Genomic DNA, 16,842 nt, shown 5'->3' with positions numbered 1-16,842 from the left:
CAAGCAACCAATGGAGTTTAGTTTGAAACCAGAAATAGCAGAGCTACAAACAGAATTAGCCGAGGTAAAACAGGCGGTAGCCGATGCCCTCGCTTATGGTGAAAAGTTGGGTGCCTCAGCCATGGAGTGCGCTTTAACACGTAGTCGTGGGATTAGTGTGGAGACCCGTCTAGGCGAGGTCGAGACCGTCGAATTTAATAAAGACGGTGCGTTAGGAATTACGCTGTACAAAGGCCAACAGAAAGGGTCGGCGTCAACGACTGACTTATCAGCCCAGGCGATTCGCGCGAGTGTCGAAAAAGCCTTAGAAATCGCTCGTTACACGTCGCCTGATCCTTTTGCTGGCTTGGCTCCGGCCGAACTGATGGCGCGCGATGTACCTGAGCTCGATCTTTGTCACCCTGGTGATCAATCCGCCGATTATGCTTTGGCTCAGGCCTTGCAGTGCGAGCGTCACGCCTTGGCGCTTGATGAGCGGATTGTAAACTCCGATGGTGCAAGTTACAGCAGCCATGTCGGGTATCGGGTATACGGCAATAGCCACGGCTTTTTAGATGGTTATTTGCAGTCACGCCATGCAATGAGCTGTTCGTTGATTGGCAAGCAAGGCGAAGCGATGCAACGCGACTACGCCTACACTGTGGCGCGTGCAACCGCTGATTTGGAATCGCCGGAGCATGTGGCTGAACAAGCAGCACATGAAACCTTAGCTCGGTTAGGCGCACGTAAAATCAATACCGCAAAGGTACCGGTCATTTTCCGTGCTGATGTGGCGAACTCGTTATTCGGTCATTTTGTTGGCGCCATTAGTGGTGGCAACTTGTATCGTAAGTCGAGCTTTTTACTCGACAAACTCGGTGAAGTCGTCTTGCCCGATTGGCTGACCATTAAAGAGACGCCGCATTTGTCGGGCGCATTAGCAAGCTCGCCATTTGATCACGAAGGTATTGCGACCAGTGACCGAGTTATTGTTGATAAAGGCGTATTACAAAGTTACCTACTGACCAGTTACGCCGCACGTAAAATGCAGATGACCCCGACGGGGCATGCTGGTGGTATTCATACCTGGCAGGTTTCGCAAAGTGAGCAAAGCCTCGCTGATCTCTGTCGTACCATGGGGACTGGCTTACTGGTGACGGAGCTTATGGGGCAGGGCGTAAACCTTGTTAATGGTGACTATTCGCGCGGCGCTGCTGGCTTTTGGGTCGAGAACGGCGAAATTCAGTACCCAGTAGAGGAAATCACCATCGCTGGGAACTTGCAAGATATGCTGCGGACGATTATTGCCATCGGGAACGATACCGACATGCGTCATGGCGTACGCACCGGCTCAGTGTTGCTGGAGAGCATGCACGTCGCCGGGAATTAAAAATCTTACCCAAGTAGCAAGGTAGCGGTGCCAAGGAAGGCAAAGATCCCGACCACGTCGGTCACGGTGGTAAGAATAACACCACCGGCCAACGCTGGGTCGATATCGAATTTTTTCAAAATCAGCGGCACGGTAACGCCAGCCAAGCCCGCGGCAAGTAGGTTTGCCATCATCGCGAAAGCGATAATCCCCCCAATCACCAAGTCTTGCTTCCAGGCGGCCACCACCGCAGCAATAAGTAATGCCCAAATGACACCGTTTAACGCTCCGATGGCGAGTTCTTTGCCGATCAGCCAACGTTGGTTACTGGGGCCGATGTGGCCTAATGCCATACCACGGATCACCAAGGTGAGCGTTTGTGAGCCGGCGATACCGCCCATGCTTGGCACGATGGTATTAAGAATGGCAAGAATAGCCATTTGCGCCAAGATATCTTCGAACATCGAACTAACGGCGGCAGCCAACAATGCGGTAACTAAGTTCACGGCGAGCCAAACCGAGCGGCGCCGTGTACTTTTCCACACCGGAGCAAAGGTATCTTCGTCATCGTCAAGACCCGCCATGCTTAGCATCGAGTGCTGCGCATCTTCACGAATAATGTCGACCACGTCATCGATGGTGATACGACCGAGCAAGTGATTTTCCGCATCGACTACTGGCGCAGAAATCCAGTCTTGCCGTTCAAACAGTTTCGCCACTTCGGTTTCATCCATATCAACCGGAATGCTCTGCACGTCGGCTTCCATCACGTCATTGACTAATTTAGACGGGTCAACGGTGACTAAGCGCGAAATCGAAATCTCACCAATAAATTGGTCGTCGCGATTAACCACGTAGAGTTTATCGGTGGCCTCTGGGAGCTCGCCCTTCAAGCGCAAATAGCGCATGACCACGTCAATGGTGACATCTGGGCGCAAGGTGATGGTGTCCGTGTTCATCATTGAACCGGCGGTTTCGTCCTCATAGGACAATGCTTTCTCGGCGCGATGACGATCTTGCTCGTCCATCGACTTCAGTACTTCTTGATAGACCTGCTCTGGAAGGCCACGCAAAACGTAAGCAAGGTCATCGGTATCCATGCCTTCGGTGGCGGCGGCCAGTTTTTCTGGCGCCATTTGGCGGATAACCGATTTCTGTACTTCTTCAGAAAGCTCTTCGAGGATATCACCGTGCTCGTCGGCATCGACGAGCTGCCAGATGATGGCACGCGCTTTCGGTGGTGAAGATTCGAGGAGGAGTGCGACATCCCATGCCGGCAAATTATGCAGCTGCCGCCGCGCCTGCACGTACATTCCACGGGCGAGCGCTTCGGTCACATCTTGGAGCCGTTGTTCGGCAAACTCTTTTTCAGCGACTTCTGCAAGCATGAGAAAACTCCTATGAATATGAGGAGTTTATCTTATTTCTTGGAATTCGTCAGTAGCGAAAGTAATTAAGCGTCTTCGTCGAAGCGTGCTTCGATCAGTGCGGCTACGGCATCGACAGCAGCTTGGGCTTCAGGTCCACGGGCAATGATTTCAATCTCTTTACCTTGGCCGCTCGCCAATAACAGTAGGCACATGACGCTCGATGCATCGACTTCACGATCGTCTTGGATAATGGCGACCTTAGCATCAAACTGTTGGGTTAGTTTGACCAGCTTGGTTGCCGCTCGGGCGTGTAACCCAAGCTTATTTTGGATAACGGCAGGCTTGCGTGCTTCTTGAGTCATTTGCGGCGATGCCCTTCACGGTGCCGAACTTGCACTTTGAATTCGTAATCAGTGAAGCGCTCAGCCAGTTGCTCGGCAATATAAACCGAACGATGTTGACCACCGGTGCAGCCAATACCGATCGTGAGGTAGCTACGATTGCTACGCTGAAAATACGGCAGCCACGTTTCGAGAAAGGTTTCTACTTGGTGAATAAACTTAGTAACTAAAGGTTGTTGCGCAAAAAAATGTTGTACCGCTGGGTCGCTGCCAGTGAGCGGCTTAAGTTCTGGCTCCCAATGCGGGTTTGGCAGAATACGGGCATCAAAAGCGTAATCCAGATCGGGCGGCAGGCCATATTTGTAACCGAACGACTGAAACACGACGATGAGCCGAGATGCCGCGCGCCCGAGCACGCGTTCGCTTACCTGCTCGCTCAATTGGTGGACGCTGAGCTCGCTACTTTCAATCCGCCAAGTGGCGCGCTCCGCCAATGGTTCGAGCAGCTTTGATTCGGTCTGCAACGCTTCGTTCAGCGGCATTTCGTTGCGCGATAACGGATGCAGACGTCGGGTCTCACCGAACCGTTGTAGCAGCACTTTGTCATTAGAATCAAGAAACAGAATTTCAGGTTTTATCTTGTCAGGTAAGAAATCGAGCGCGTCACTAAGATCGTCGGGTGATGCGGGCAAATTACGGACATCAACGCTAACGGCAACGCTCTCGTATTGATCTTGGATGGCATGCACGAGCGTCGGCAACAGCATGATCGGTAGATTATCGACGCAATAAAAGCCAAGATCTTCGAGTACGCGCAAGGCAATGGTTTTTCCGGAACCTGAGCGGCCACTGACAATGATAAGTTGCATAACTAAGTGCAGTCTTTATCGGTAAAAAGTGTATAGAGTTCTTGGTCGCTCTGAGCGTCGCGCAAGGCTCGAGTACAGGTTTTCTCATTCAGGCGCTGGGCTACCGCGGCGAGCGTTTGTAAATGCTGTTCGTGTTCGTCTTCTGGCACGAGTAGGGCGAAAATAATATCCACCGGCTGATTATCAATAGCATCAAAGTCGATCGGTTCTGCTAGCGTGAGCAAGATAGCAACGGGCTTATTCGCCGAACCTAAGCGCCCGTGGGGGATTGCAACACCTAAGCCAATACCTGTACTACCGAGTCGTTCACGATTCAGTAGACTCTCAAACACATCGAAACTTGTGGTGCCAGAGAGACGTGGCGCAGCCAGTTGTCCGATCAGCTCTAAAACTTTCTTTTTGCTTGAGCCCGCGACTGCACAGCGGGTGCAGTCGGGGCTTAATAGGGTGGATAAATCCATGATTTAGTGACGTTTCATCTTTTCTTTGTGTTTAATCACCTGGCGGTCGAGTTTATCAATTAAACCGTCGATCGCCGCGTACATATCTTGGTGTTCGGAATCAGCGAAAATTTCACCGCCGTTAACATGCAGCGTAGCTTCCGCTTTTTGGGTTAACTTTTCAACATTTAAAATCACATGGACATTGTTGATATGGTCAAAATGGCGCTCAAGCTTGGAAAACTTAGCGTCGACATAATCACGTAGCGCATCAGTAATTTCTATATGGTGACCAGTCAGGTTAATTTGCATAACATCTTCCTTCTATTGTCCAAGATTTAAATTAGACGCTTACGCTGACTCGAGGGCGGAATATTTAACGCCTCACGATACTTCGCAATCGTCCGTCTAGCGACCTGAATACCTTGCTCGGCCATCAGTTGCGTTAACTTATTATCACTGAGTGGCTTTTTCGGATTTTCGGCGGCAACTAGTTTCTTCAGCAAAGCCCTAATTGCAGTTGATGAACACTCACCTCCTTGATCAGTACTGAGCTGACTAGAGAAGAAGTACTTCAATTCAAACACACCACGGGGCGTATGCATATACTTTTGGGAGGTAACTCGAGAAACGGTGGACTCGTGCATTTCAATTGCTTGGGCGATGTCGGCCAGCACCATGGGTTTCATCGCTTCTTCGCCATGTTCAAAAAAGGCTTGTTGGCGTTGCACAATACTGCTCGCGACTTTGAGTAGCGTATCGTTGCGGCTCTCGATACTGCGCATGAACCATTTAGCTTCTTGTAAGTGATGACGGATATAGCTCATGTCGTCGCTTGCTCGGGTATCCTTTAACAGTGCTGCGTAACTATCGTTTACTTTTAGTTTAGGCAAACTTTGCGGATTTAGCTCAACCATCCAACGATTATTTTGCTTGCGGACCAGCACATCTGGAATCACGTAAGCGTCGTCGCTGGCAGTGAAGCCGTCACCGGGACGCGGCTGTAAATGCTGTATAATCGTTAGGACCTCAGTCAACGCCTCTTCGTTCAATCGTAACCGTCGCGAGAGCGTCCGATAGTCGCGTGAACCAAGCAGTTCGACGTGTTCAACCACTGCTTTTTTGGCGGCTGTTAAATAGGGAGTTGCTTCCGGTAACTGTTGGAGTTGCAGAAGTAAGCATTCGCTAACATCACGGGCGCCGACGCCAATCGGATCAAAGTGCTGAATACGTTTAAGTACCACGGCGACTTCACTGGTGTCGATGTCGTCGGGAAACTGCGCATTTAATGCTTCGGTTAATTCAGCAATAGACGTTTGCAGATAGCCATTCGCATCAATGGCGTCGATGATCGCTAGGCCAATTTGTTCGTCCAGCGCCGTCATGTGCGAAAGTTGTAATTGCCAGCGCAGGTGATCGTGAAGGGTTTCTTCGCCGCAGCCAAAGGTGAGCGCATCATAGTCAGCGTCATGTTGACCCACCGCACCAAGCAACTCAGCGGTGTAATTTTGATCCCATTCTTCGCCAATTTCGACGCTATCGTCGCCGTGCTCTCGAAGAGGGTCTTCTTGCTCTTCTTGCTCGAGTAGCGGGTTTTCTTCAAGCGCTTGTTGGATTTCTTGCTGCAGCTCGAAACTCGACAGTTGCAACAAACGAATGGCTTGCTGCAACTGTGGTGTCATTGACAGTTGCTGACTAAATTTAAACTGCAAGCCCTGCTTCATTAAGCACCACCTACGGGTTGGTCAACGCGGCTACAGAGTGAATTGGTCGCCTAGATAGACGTCTTTCACCTGCTGGTTACTTAAAATAGTATGGGCGTCCCCCTGTGCGATCAACTCCCCATGGCTAACAATATAGGCATGCTCACAAACGGAGAGGGTTTCACGTACATTGTGATCGGTGATCAGGACGCCAATACCGCGCTGGCGAAGATGTTCGATGATTTTCTTGATGTCGATAACAGAAATGGGGTCAACCCCGGCGAAAGGCTCGTCGAGGAGAATAAACTCAGGCTCTGCCGCTAGGGCACGGGCGATTTCTACGCGCCGACGCTCACCACCTGAGAGGCTCATACCCAAGCTGTTGGCGATGTGCCCAATGTGGAACTCTTCGAGTAACTCATCAAGCTTTTCTTCGCGGCCGTTATGGTCCAGGTCTTTGCGGGTCTCGAGAATGGCGAGAATATTGTCGCGTACAGTAAGCTTGCGAAAAATAGATGATTCTTGCGGCAAATAGCCGATCCCTTTGCGAGCACGCTCGTGCATCGGCAACAACGAGATGTCATTGTCGTCGAGTAAAATGCGACCTTTGTCATGATTGACGAGACCGACAATCATATAAAACGTCGTTGTTTTACCTGCACCATTTGGACCCAGTAGACCGATGACTTTGCCCGACTCTACGGTAAGACTGACGTCTTTGACGACTTGCCGTTTTTTATAGGCTTTTGCTAGATGTTCAACGGTTAATTGGCTCATTATCGTCTTCGTTCTTCTTACTTGGCTGGAAAATGGTCGTCACGCGATCGCTTTCGTCTTCGCCGCGAATTGCACGCATTTGCTGCGTCGCGAAGTTATAAACGATCTCATGGCCCTGAATTTGGCTGCCTGCTTGCGTTACCTTGACGCCACCTGACATGGTAAGAATCTGCGCATTTTCGTCGTAACGAATCATCGCGGCTTCGGCGCGAATGATGTTGCCGTCTTCTAACTCTTGCTGATAGGTGGCAGGGCTTCCTTCTGCGGTAAAGCTGCGCGATCCGGTCTCGCCATCTTCCGCTACTTCAAGGTGGTCGGCGGTGATGCGCAGAGTGCCTTGTGTGATGACGACATTCTCTTCGAACACGGCAATTTTGTTCTGAATATCAAACCAGTCACGTTCCGAATCAACCTCGATGTTTTGTTCAAAGTCAGCTTTGCCCTGCGCAAGCGCGTTCGGACTCATGACAAAGCCTAATAGCAGCGTTGCCAGCGCGCACTGCGTGAAGTAATGCTTAAGGCTGTTGCGTACGTGTGTAAGTGGTTTGTACATGTTCATTTAATTCCAATGTTTCGGCATTCAAGTCGGCAATCATACCATTACCGCGGACTAAAAAGTTGCGCCCATAAATGGTAACTGGTTCGTCAGTGATCATCGTTTCAGCGAGGGTATCGATGGTCAGATAGTTGGTTTCGACACGCTCTAAATAGTCATTGTCGGTCATGTGAGTGATCACGATATCGCGCTCAAGTACCAGCGTTTTGTCGTCATAAAATGAGCCTTGCTCAGCGACGACCTGCCACTCACTCTGATTTTCAGCCACGCGCACTTGGTATTGCGGGGCCATGAGCTCAGTTAAACCAATTGGACTGTAATGGGTCATTTTGGTTGCATTGATGCGATGGATGAGCTCGCCGTCCGCGTTATAGACCCGCGTGCGCAAGCCTTCAGCGATAAAGTCGGGAGGCACTTCCTGAAATAGGTCGCTGTCTCCGGCATCTTCGGCTTGATCGAACGGCCGCCAGATGAGCAAGGCACCGAGCAAAAACAAAATAGCAAGGATCCAACCTAACTGGCGGTTCATAGACTGACTCCACCTTGCAGTTGCAAGTGGCCTTGGCTAAGTAGAATCAAGTCACTTAACTCACGCACTGCGCCAAAGCCGCCACTCATGCTAGTGACATAATCGGCTTGCTGCTGCACCCACGGGTGCGCGTCTTGAGGAGCCACGCCGACACCCGCACGTTGAATCATGACAACATCAGGTACGTCATCGCCAATACTGGCAATGGCGCTGTCTTTGAGTTGGTATTTCTCGGCGAGTTGTTGGTACACCGAAAGCTTTTCGGTGGTGCCTTGAAAAATATCGGTCACGCCAAGCGCTTGCATGCGTTGTTCAACGATCGTGGAGCGGCGTCCTGTGACTACCGCTACCTGCACGTTATTGGCAAGCAATGCCTTTACGCCAAAGCCATCGCGCGTGTGAAAACTTTTCAACTCTTCGCCGTCGTTACCTAGATAAATACGGCCATCGGAAAAGACGCCATCGACATCGCATATCACGAGGCGGATCGCTTGGAGGCTGGCGAATAGCGATTCGCTAATGTCGCCGTACCAGGTACTCACGGTTGCTTGCGTCATTACATTACCCCCGCTTTTAACAGATCATGCATGTTCAAGGCGCCGCGCACTGTACCGTTACGATCCACCGCGAAAAGGCCATTAATTTTTTTGTCTTCCATCAGCTTAAGGCCTTCGGCCGCAAGCACGTCAGCACTGATGGTGATGGGGTTGCGGGTCATTACTTGGGTTATTTCGGCTTGGTGCACATCAATGCGTTGGTCCAAAATACGGCGCAAGTCACCGTCGGTAAAAACGCCAACGAGGTGTTGTTGATCATCAACCACGCCGGTCATCCCCAATCCTTTGCGTGACATTTCGAGCAAGGCCTCACTTAGCGTCGCCTGCTCAGTCACTAACGGAATCCGTTCGCCACTATGCATCACATCGTGAATGTGCAGTAATAAACGTCGACCTAAGCTGCCGCCGGGGTGCGACATAGCAAAGTCATCCGCAGTAAACCCACGTGCATGCAGCAGTGCAACAGCCAAAGCGTCGCCCATGGCGAGCGTGGCGGTGGTCGATGAAGTGGGGGCTAAGCCAAGCGGGCAGGCCTCTTGCTCTACGGCGATACAAATATGTACGTCGGCTAATTCCGCCAGCGTCGATTGCGGGTTCCCGGTCATGCTGATCAGGTGGGCGCCGCGGCGTTTGATGAGCGGGGCAATACTGAGTACCTCGCCAGTTTCACCAGAATTTGATATCGCTAGCACCACATCATCGGCGGTGATCATCCCCAAGTCGCCATGACTGGCTTCTCCAGGGTGAACGAAAAAGGCGGGCGTACCTGTCGAGGCAAGGGTGGCGGCGATTTTTCCGCCAATATGACCCGACTTACCCATGCCGATCACAATGACACGTCCTTTACAGGCCAGTAGGTACTCACAGGCCTGAGTAAAGGTGTCATCTAAAAAGCGTTTCAAGTCGCTGATTGAGCGCGCTTCAATATCTAGGACTGAGGCCGCAAGCGAAGTGAAAGTATCTGTTTTTGCCGCTGTCATGCTTAACCTTATATCGACTATCAAGTAGCAATAGTGCAATCATAACCGATCGATTCTGCAAATGCAGACGTAAAACTGCTCACAGTGAATGATTTGTCACAAATTTTACCGCTAGCGGCTAGGGAAACCCCTCGTTTTCAGGTAAACTAGGCGGTCGGAAACGGAAGGAAGAACCTGCTATGACAAGCGCTCAGATGGATGATCTTATTGTCATCGAAAATCTGGACTTTGCGCACAGTTACGGTGCGCATCAGGTCTATAAAGGCCTCAGTTTGCGGATCCCGCGCGGCAAGATAACCGCGATCATGGGCCCCAGCGGTATAGGTAAGACAACGTTGCTGCGGCTTATGGGCGGTCAACTCAAACCGCAACGCGGCACTATCGAGTTCGCCGGGCACAACATTCCCGAGTTATCGCGTAGCCATCTTTATGAACAACGTAAACGCATGAGTATGTTGTTCCAGAGTGGCGCATTGTTCACCGACATGTCGGTGTACGACAATATTGCTTTTCCGTTACGTGAACACAGCAAACTCAGCGAAGAAATCATTGAAACCATCGTGCTGATGAAGCTCGAAGCGGTCGGCTTGCGTGGTGCTCGGCATCTTATGCCGGCGGAATTGTCGGGTGGCATGGCGCGGCGTGCTGCTTTAGCACGCGCCATCGCGCTTGACCCAGAATTGATCATGTACGATGAGCCTTTCGCTGGGCAAGATCCGATTTCCATGGGTGTTATCGTCAAATTGATTAAATCGTTGAATAACTCATTAGGCTTGACCAGTGTGGTGGTCACTCACGACGTGGCAGAAGTACTAACCATTGCCGACAAAGTCGTGATCATTGCGGACAAGAAAGTGGTCGCTGAAGGGTCTCCGGAAGAATTAAAGAACTCGGATGATCCTTTAATTCACCAATTCCTTTCCGGTGAGGCTGATGGCCCGGTGCCTTTCCATTATCGTGCGCCGAGCTTAGCCGAAGAGATTTTGGGCGCGCAGCAAGGAGAGTCTCATGCTGGATAGAATTGCAGGCTTGGGCAAAGCAGTGCTGGATAGCATTGCTGGCGCTGGCCAAGCCATGGTGATGTTACTGCGAGCGTTAATTGGTAAGCCACAGTTGCGTAAATCATGGCCTTTGCTGATGCAGCAAATGTATTCAGTTGGCGTACTGTCGCTCATTATTATCGTCGTAAGTGGCTTGTTTATCGGGATGGTTTTGGGTTTGCAAGGCTATACCATTCTGGTTGATTTTGGCGCTGAGCAAAGCTTGGGTCCGATGGTTGCCTTGTCACTGTTGCGTGAGTTAGGCCCAGTGGTCACCGCATTATTATTTGCTGGACGCGCTGGCTCAGCGTTGACGGCCGAAATTGGTCTGATGAAAGCAACTGAGCAATTATCGAGTTTGGAGATGATGGCCGTTGATCCGTTACGTCGTGTAATTTCACCGCGTTTTTGGGCTGGCTTTTACAGTATGCCGTTGCTGGCGCTGATTTTTTCAGCGGTCGGTATTTACGGCGGTTATTTGGTCGGTGTGCGTTGGTTGGGCGTCGATGACGGTGCATTTTGGTCGGTCATGCAAGCTAATGTCGAGTGGGGACAAGATATTCTCAATGGCATTATCAAAAGTTTAGTTTTTGCTTTCGTAGTGACTTGGATTGCCTTGCACAAGGGGTATCACTGTGTGCCCACCTCGGTAGGTATTAGTCGCGCGACAACGTCAACGGTGGTGACTGCATCCTTAGCGGTCCTAGGTCTAGATTTTGTTCTCACTGCACTCATGTTTGGATAAATAGTTATGGAATCAAGAAATACGCAGTTAGCAGTTGGTTTTTTTGTTATTATTGGCGTGTTGGCACTGTTGTTTTTGGGGCTTCGTGCGGCGAACACGAATTTTTCCAGCAATGGTGAAACTTATAAATTATATGCAAAGTTCGACAACATTGGTGGTCTGAAAGAGCGTTCTCCAGTTAAAGTAGGTGGCGTTGTTGTTGGCCGAGTGAGCAAAATCACTCTGGACGGTGATTATTATGAACCGTTGGTCGAAATGACGATTAGCAAAGATTACGATGAATTTTCGGATACTTCATCGGTCTCAATTCTAACGTCAGGTTTATTAGGTGAGCAGTACATTGGCCTAAGCCCTGGATTTATTGATGATACCGTTGAAATGTTGGGTGACGGGGATTATATCCACGATACGAAATCGGCCTTGGTACTTGAAGATTTGATTGGCCAATTCTTGTTTAGCCAAGGCAATGACTAAGGAGTCATTATGAAAACTTTATCGGCATTAATGTTGACAGCGTTGTTGGTGGTCACCGGAGGAGTCGCAAAAGCGAACTCCGATGTGGTGCGCGATGAAAATCCTTATACATTGCTTGAGCGTGTGGCGAATAAAACGGCTGAGCGCATCGCCAATGATCGATCTAAAATCGATGAAGATTTGGATTATTTGCGCGAGATTATTCGCGAGGAATTGATGCCTTACGTCGATTCTACTTACGCAGCAAAACGTGTGCTCGGGCGCAACCTTAAAGATACGACAGCCGAACAGCGGCAGCAGTTTTACGCGGTGTTTCGTGAGTATTTGATCGCCACTTATGGCCGTGCATTTACCCAATACGATGAAAACAAACATCAGTTTGAATTCGAGCGCGCGCGTGAGTTGGGCCCAGACGATCGCATGGTTGAAGTAAACACTCGTCTGATCGAAGAAGGCCGCCCGCCGATTCGTTTGGATTTCAAGTTGCGTTATGACAACGACGAGCGTTTATGGAAAGCTTACGATTTGGTGGTTGAAGGTGTTAGCTTGTTGAACAGTAAAGCCGCAGAAATTTCTTCGGTGATCCGTAGCCGTGGTATCGATGGCACGATTGAACTGTTACGCGAGAAGTCGCAAGATCCAATTCAACCGTATCAAGAAGGGCAAAGCTAGGATGACAGGGTTTGCTTGGCAACAGCATGACGGTAAGCTCATCTTTAGCGGTGAGCTTACGCGTGCAACTGTGCCACAAGCATGGCAAGAGCGCGCGCAGTGGCACCAGGGTGAGCAACAGTTAACCGTCGATTTGGCAGCGCTTGAACATGTTGATTCGGCTGGTGTTGCTATGCTGTTGCAGCTGAAAAAATACTTGTTAGAAAAGCAGTGTGAACTAACTATCTCGAAACCGAGTCAACAGTTTAAAGCCATTGTCGATGTTAGTGGCGCTACTGACCTCTTGGCGATATAAAATTCCGAACACGAGAAGAACAGAGATTCATGACAACCGACGATATTCAACAACGACTGCAAGACGCACTTGAGCTCGATGATTTATTGGTGAAAGTAGAAGGCAGTCATGCGAACATTACCGCAGTGAGCGAGATTTTTGCTGACATGAGCCGCGTCAAGAAGCAGCAAACGGTCTATGCACCTCTTAAAGAACTTATTGCGAGCGGCGAACTGCATGCTGTATCCATTAAAACCTACACACCGACCGAGTGGCAACGCGAGAAAAAACTCGCAATGTTGAGTTAAAGAGAGTTCCGCGTTATGCAAAAATTTGTAATCACGGGTGGCCAAGCTTTGCACGGCGAAGTTGTAATTTCTGGTGCAAAGAACGCCGCCTTGCCAATTCTAATGGCAAGTTTGCTCGCTACTGATGATGTTGAAATTAGTAATGTTCCCGCCCTACAAGATGTTCGCACCTCGTTAAAGCTACTTGCCGATCTTGGGGTGGGCAGTACCCAACGCGACAGCAACAGCTACGTTATTCATCCGCAGGAACTTACCAACCACATCGCGAGTTATGACTTAGTCAAAACCATGCGTGCATCGATTTTGGTGTTGGGTCCGCTCTTGGCCCGTTCTGGTAAAGCGCAAGTGTCGCTACCAGGCGGTTGCGCCATCGGCGCCCGTCCAGTGAATTTGCACATTGAAGGTTTACGGCAGATGGGTGCGCACATTACCGTCGAGAACGGCTACATTAATGCCGAAGTGGACGGTCGCTTGCAAGGTGCGCAGATTCTTCTTGATACGGTAAGTGTTACTGGCACCGAGAATCTAATGATGGCTGCTACTTTAGCCGACGGTGTCACGACGATTGAAAATGCCGCGCGTGAGCCTGAGATAGTCGATTTAGCTAACTTTTTAAATGCCCTCGGTGCTGACGTGCGTGGTGCGGGCAGTGACACCATTGAAATTCACGGTGTCGAACAATTGCATGGTGGCAGTTACTCAGTTCAGCCTGATCGTATTGAAACCGGAACCTTTTTGGTAGCGGCACTTGTTACCGGTGGTGATGTGACGTGTAAGAATACCGATCCGACAATGCTTGATGCGGTGATGAAAAAGCTCACTGAAGCGGGCGCTAAGATCAGCAAGGGTGACGACTGGATTCGCATTGAAGCACCAGCGCGGCCGAAACCTGTTAATGTGATTACCGCCCCTCATCCGGCGTTTCCAACGGACATGCAAGCGCAATTTTGCGCGTTGAATGCGATTGCTGATGGCTCTGGATGGGTGCGCGAGACGATTTTTGAAAATCGCTTCATGCATGTGCCAGAACTCCAGCGTATGGGCGCGCAAATTGAGCTTGAGGGCAATACCGCGATTTGCAAAGGGGTTGCTGAATTGGCGGGCGCACAAGTCATGTGTACCGATTTACGCGCTTCAGCGTCATTGGTCATCGCCGGCTTAGTAGCGAAGGGACAAACCACCGTCGAACGTATCTATCATATCGATCGCGGCTACGAAGCTATCGAGAAGAAACTTACTGCGCTTGGCGCCAGAATTGAAAGACAAAACTAAGCGCCAAATTCGCTAGTAGCGTAATTTGCTAATGGTTACCGTGGTGGTGAGCTCCTCATTGCCACGGATGAACCGCACTTCGAGCTCCGTTCCTGGTGCCGTATTAGAAATCAGCGCAAGACCTTCTTGCGAAGAAGCAATCGGCTCACCAGCAATTTCAATAATGTAGTCCTCCGCACGCAATCCAGCGCGCTCTGCCGGGCTATTGGTATCGACGCCAGTGACGAGAATGCCTGGCTGTTGCTGAGTTTGCGGGCGGTCGCCCGTATTCACGCCTAGGTAACCACGAACCACTTCACCTTCTTCAATCAACTTGGTCATGATTTCATAGGCGAGTGCATAGGGAACCGCAAAGTAAATACCTTCGACGCCTTGCCCTGCTGGACCGCGGAACTGCGCATTATTAATCCCGACAAGGTAACCTTCGCTATTGACCAAAGCGCCACCTGAGGCACCTTCATTAATCACCGCGTCCATTTGCAATAAGTCGGCATGGCTATTAATCACGCCCATGCGTCCACCGGTTGCACTGATAATGCCCTGAGTAATGGTTTGGCCGAGATTAAGGGGATTGCCGATGGCAAGTACCACATCGCCGACACTTGAACGTAGCTGTTGATCTTGTGGGATGACCGGTAGGTTATCGAGTTCAATACGTAAAACGGCTAGATCGGTGACGGGATCTGAACCAATCACCTGGGCACTGGTTTGTCGACCATCTTGCAGGGCTACTTGGATACTGCTGACATTAGCGACCACGTGGGCAGCGGTAAGTACGTGGCCAACGTTATCCATAATGATGCCAGAGCCAAGCCGCAACACGGTATTTGGGCGTCGATTGTAATACGAGCCGCGAACCTCTGACAGACTATAAATATTGACCACTGCGGGTGCTGCGCGATTGACGGCTTTCGCAAAACTGACGGGCTGGTCAGGCGCAGCGCGGCTGGCTTGCCAAGCGCTAATGTACGGTTGCACCCAAATGACTACAGCAGCAACGACGAGTCCAAGTGCAATCGAGCGCAAAAGATAACGAAGCCAATGACTGGATGAGCGTTGCTGCATGTGAGATGTCCATTCGATTTATTGTAATAAACAAAAGCATACCACTTCTGTAAAAAAGAAGGCAGCCCCTATGAGGCTGCCTTATCAATGTGCGCTGTGATTTTTGATGCTTCTTAGTAGATGGAGTTAACCACCACGTAAAACAAGGTAGAGCGATGAATTTCCGCGGCGAATATTTAACGCTACGACACCTTCCGCGCTGTCGAGTGCAGAGCGTAATTCGCTCACCGAGTTTACTGGTTTGCGATTGACAGCAACGATTACATCGTCTTTACGCAAGCCATAACGCGCAGCCATCGAACCCTCTTCAAGTTCGGTGATGGTAATACCGCCGCCATCGCTTGGTGCCAACGTTGCACCTTGCAGTGCGGGGTGTAACTGCTCAGCTTCAACTGCGGTTTCATCGGCCGATAAGGTAACTTCGAAAGTACGTTTGTCGCCATCTCGTAACACGGTGATGTCGAAAGGCTTACCGACGCCCAAGGTTTTCACACGGGCACTTAAGTCAGCAAAGCTACGAATTTTTTCGCCGTTAACGGCAGTGATAACGTCACCTGACTGCAAGCCCGCCTCGGCAGCGGCGCTGTCAGGCACGACTTCGGCAATAAAGGCACCTTGGTTGGCATCTAGGTTCAACGCTTTGGCAATGTCAGGGGTTAAGTCGTTACCACGCACGCCAAGCACGCCGCGGCGTACTTCACCGAACTCGATAAGTTGTTGCACCAGGGCTTCCATCATGTCCGATGGAATCGCAAAGCCAATACCGATATTGCCGCCATTAGGTCCTAAGATCGCAGTGTTAATACCCACGAGCTTGCCGTCTAGCGTGACCAGTGCGCCACCAGAGTTACCGCTGTTGATTGCCGCATCGGTTTGGATAAAGTTTTCAATTTCTTCAATACCTAAACCACTGCGACCTAGCGCGCTCACGATACCGGAGGTTACCGTTTGGCCAAGTCCAAATGGGTTGCCAATAGCAACCACAAAATCACCGACGCGCAGATCCGCTGAGCGACCGATCTCGATTTCGGTCAAGTCTTTGCCGTTTTTAATCTTAAGCAATGCGATATCAGAGTTAGCGTCTGTACCGATGACTTCGGCATCATATTGTTCACCGTCTTTTAAAGTGACAAGAATTTCGCTAGCGCCGTCGATCACGTGATTGTTGGTGACCACATAGCCATTTTCGGCATCGATGATGACCCCTGAGCCTAAACCGCGGAATGGACGCTCTTGTACCTGTTCTCGCGGACCATTTGGACCAAAGAAGAAGCGGAACATATCGGGAATGCGTTGCCGAACTTCGCGGCTGCCTTTAACCGAGATGTTGACAACTGCCGGGGTGACTTCTTCAAGCATCGGCGCCAAGGTTGGCGTTTCGTCTTTGTCGCTGAAGAAAGGGATGTTGGCCTGTGCGCTGCCGCCAAGGGTTAACAGGCCCGTAAGTGCTAGAACTGCAATGAACTTTGTTCTCATAGGGTACAGACTCCTTTAATCAACACTTTCATGCGGATTCGCATGG

At 50.4% G+C, this 16,842-nt stretch carries 21 protein-coding genes; 8 read left to right on the top strand and 13 right to left on the bottom strand.

Annotation, left to right across the window (positions count from 1 at the left end; all coding sequences use genetic code 11):
* Nucleotides 1-10 precede the first annotated feature (10 nt).
* On the top strand, nucleotides 11-1,369 hold the full coding sequence (gene pmbA, locus CWI70_RS06735) for a metalloprotease PmbA (RefSeq protein ID WP_420849341.1): 1,359 nt from the start codon (nucleotides 11-13) through the stop codon (nucleotides 1,367-1,369).
* A 5-nt stretch (nucleotides 1,370-1,374) separates the two neighbouring features.
* Here pmbA and mgtE read toward each other — a convergent pair whose 3' ends face one another.
* The 11 genes from mgtE to CWI70_RS06680 form a co-directional block, all read right to left on the bottom strand.
* Nucleotides 1,375-2,736, bottom strand: a complete 1,362-nt coding sequence (gene mgtE, locus CWI70_RS06730; RefSeq protein WP_126771676.1) for a magnesium transporter — start codon at nucleotides 2,734-2,736, stop codon at nucleotides 1,375-1,377.
* Between the two features lie 65 nt (nucleotides 2,737-2,801).
* Nucleotides 2,802-3,080: an HPr family phosphocarrier protein gene (locus CWI70_RS06725; protein WP_126771674.1), complete on the bottom strand. Its 279-nt coding sequence runs from the start codon at nucleotides 3,078-3,080 to the stop codon at nucleotides 2,802-2,804.
* Complete coding sequence (gene rapZ, locus CWI70_RS06720; protein WP_126771672.1) at nucleotides 3,077-3,928, bottom strand: RNase adapter RapZ; 852 nt, start codon at nucleotides 3,926-3,928, stop codon at nucleotides 3,077-3,079. Before rapZ ends, CWI70_RS06725 begins: the two co-directional genes overlap by 4 nt.
* A gap of 2 nt (nucleotides 3,929-3,930) precedes the next feature.
* On the bottom strand, nucleotides 3,931-4,389 hold the full coding sequence (gene ptsN / locus CWI70_RS06715; protein WP_126771670.1) for a PTS IIA-like nitrogen regulatory protein PtsN: 459 nt from the start codon (nucleotides 4,387-4,389) through the stop codon (nucleotides 3,931-3,933).
* Nucleotides 4,390-4,392: 3 nt separating this feature from the next.
* Complete coding sequence (gene hpf / locus CWI70_RS06710) at nucleotides 4,393-4,680, bottom strand: ribosome hibernation promoting factor (protein WP_126771668.1); 288 nt, start codon at nucleotides 4,678-4,680, stop codon at nucleotides 4,393-4,395.
* 26 nt (nucleotides 4,681-4,706) lie between these two features.
* Nucleotides 4,707-6,092: an RNA polymerase factor sigma-54 gene (locus tag CWI70_RS06705; RefSeq protein ID WP_126771666.1), complete on the bottom strand. Its 1,386-nt coding sequence runs from the start codon at nucleotides 6,090-6,092 to the stop codon at nucleotides 4,707-4,709.
* Between the two features lie 30 nt (nucleotides 6,093-6,122).
* Entirely contained in the window at nucleotides 6,123-6,848 is a 726-nt protein-coding gene (gene lptB / locus CWI70_RS06700; protein ID WP_126771664.1) for an LPS export ABC transporter ATP-binding protein, read from the bottom strand.
* Nucleotides 6,829-7,401, bottom strand: coding sequence for a lipopolysaccharide transport periplasmic protein LptA (gene lptA, locus CWI70_RS06695; RefSeq protein ID WP_157980879.1), 573 nt, complete (start codon nucleotides 7,399-7,401; stop codon nucleotides 6,829-6,831). The genes lptB and lptA overlap by 20 nt, the downstream gene beginning before the upstream one ends.
* Nucleotides 7,364-7,933: an LPS export ABC transporter periplasmic protein LptC gene (gene lptC, locus CWI70_RS06690; RefSeq protein ID WP_126771661.1), complete on the bottom strand. Its 570-nt coding sequence runs from the start codon at nucleotides 7,931-7,933 to the stop codon at nucleotides 7,364-7,366. The genes lptA and lptC overlap by 38 nt, the downstream gene beginning before the upstream one ends.
* The gene (gene kdsC / locus CWI70_RS06685) at nucleotides 7,930-8,490 is read right to left on the bottom strand and encodes a 3-deoxy-manno-octulosonate-8-phosphatase KdsC (RefSeq protein WP_126771659.1); all 561 of its coding nucleotides are present in this window, start codon (nucleotides 8,488-8,490) and stop codon (nucleotides 7,930-7,932) included. Before kdsC ends, lptC begins: the two co-directional genes overlap by 4 nt.
* Nucleotides 8,490-9,470 (bottom strand): KpsF/GutQ family sugar-phosphate isomerase, encoded by a 981-nt coding sequence (locus CWI70_RS06680; RefSeq protein ID WP_126771657.1) that lies wholly within the window; start codon nucleotides 9,468-9,470, stop codon nucleotides 8,490-8,492. Before CWI70_RS06680 ends, kdsC begins: the two co-directional genes overlap by 1 nt.
* 194 nt (nucleotides 9,471-9,664) lie before the next feature.
* Here CWI70_RS06680 and CWI70_RS06675 point away from each other — a divergent pair, with 194 nt between their 5' ends.
* From CWI70_RS06675 to murA, 7 genes are read left to right on the top strand one after another with little or no spacing between them, the layout of a single operon-like run.
* Nucleotides 9,665-10,489, top strand: coding sequence for an ATP-binding cassette domain-containing protein (locus CWI70_RS06675; protein ID WP_126772792.1), 825 nt, complete (start codon nucleotides 9,665-9,667; stop codon nucleotides 10,487-10,489).
* The gene (mlaE, locus tag CWI70_RS06670; protein ID WP_126771655.1) at nucleotides 10,479-11,255 is read left to right on the top strand and encodes a lipid asymmetry maintenance ABC transporter permease subunit MlaE; all 777 of its coding nucleotides are present in this window, start codon (nucleotides 10,479-10,481) and stop codon (nucleotides 11,253-11,255) included. The genes CWI70_RS06675 and mlaE overlap by 11 nt, the downstream gene beginning before the upstream one ends.
* Before the next feature lie 6 nt (nucleotides 11,256-11,261).
* On the top strand, nucleotides 11,262-11,729 hold the full coding sequence (gene mlaD, locus CWI70_RS06665) for an outer membrane lipid asymmetry maintenance protein MlaD (protein WP_126771653.1): 468 nt from the start codon (nucleotides 11,262-11,264) through the stop codon (nucleotides 11,727-11,729).
* A 9-nt stretch (nucleotides 11,730-11,738) separates the two neighbouring features.
* Nucleotides 11,739-12,401 carry an MlaC/ttg2D family ABC transporter substrate-binding protein gene (locus CWI70_RS06660; RefSeq protein ID WP_126771651.1) on the top strand — a complete coding sequence of 221 codons (663 nt, stop codon included), beginning with the start codon at nucleotides 11,739-11,741 and terminating at the stop codon, nucleotides 12,399-12,401.
* Between the two features lies 1 nt (nucleotide 12,402).
* Nucleotides 12,403-12,696 (top strand): STAS domain-containing protein, encoded by a 294-nt coding sequence (locus CWI70_RS06655; protein WP_157980878.1) that lies wholly within the window; start codon nucleotides 12,403-12,405, stop codon nucleotides 12,694-12,696.
* 29 nt (nucleotides 12,697-12,725) lie between these two features.
* The gene (locus CWI70_RS06650) at nucleotides 12,726-12,983 is read left to right on the top strand and encodes a BolA family protein (RefSeq protein WP_126771647.1); all 258 of its coding nucleotides are present in this window, start codon (nucleotides 12,726-12,728) and stop codon (nucleotides 12,981-12,983) included.
* A 15-nt stretch (nucleotides 12,984-12,998) separates the two neighbouring features.
* Entirely contained in the window at nucleotides 12,999-14,255 is a 1,257-nt protein-coding gene (gene murA / locus CWI70_RS06645) for a UDP-N-acetylglucosamine 1-carboxyvinyltransferase (protein ID WP_126771645.1), read from the top strand.
* A 12-nt stretch (nucleotides 14,256-14,267) separates the two neighbouring features.
* Here the strand turns inward: murA and CWI70_RS06640 are convergent, their stop codons facing one another.
* Both CWI70_RS06640 and CWI70_RS06635 read right to left on the bottom strand, forming a co-directional pair.
* Nucleotides 14,268-15,320: a trypsin-like peptidase domain-containing protein gene (locus CWI70_RS06640; RefSeq protein ID WP_126771643.1), complete on the bottom strand. Its 1,053-nt coding sequence runs from the start codon at nucleotides 15,318-15,320 to the stop codon at nucleotides 14,268-14,270.
* A gap of 126 nt (nucleotides 15,321-15,446) precedes the next feature.
* Complete coding sequence (locus CWI70_RS06635; protein WP_126771641.1) at nucleotides 15,447-16,796, bottom strand: DegQ family serine endoprotease; 1,350 nt, start codon at nucleotides 16,794-16,796, stop codon at nucleotides 15,447-15,449.
* Nucleotides 16,797-16,842: the final 46 nt, after the last annotated feature.

Source organism: Pseudidiomarina homiensis, from assembly GCF_003987225.1.
GTDB classification, from domain to species: Bacteria; Pseudomonadota; Gammaproteobacteria; order Enterobacterales; family Alteromonadaceae; genus Pseudidiomarina; species Pseudidiomarina homiensis.
Note: the sequence above shows the minus strand (reverse complement) of the source record. Positions and strands in the feature narration are given on the sequence as shown.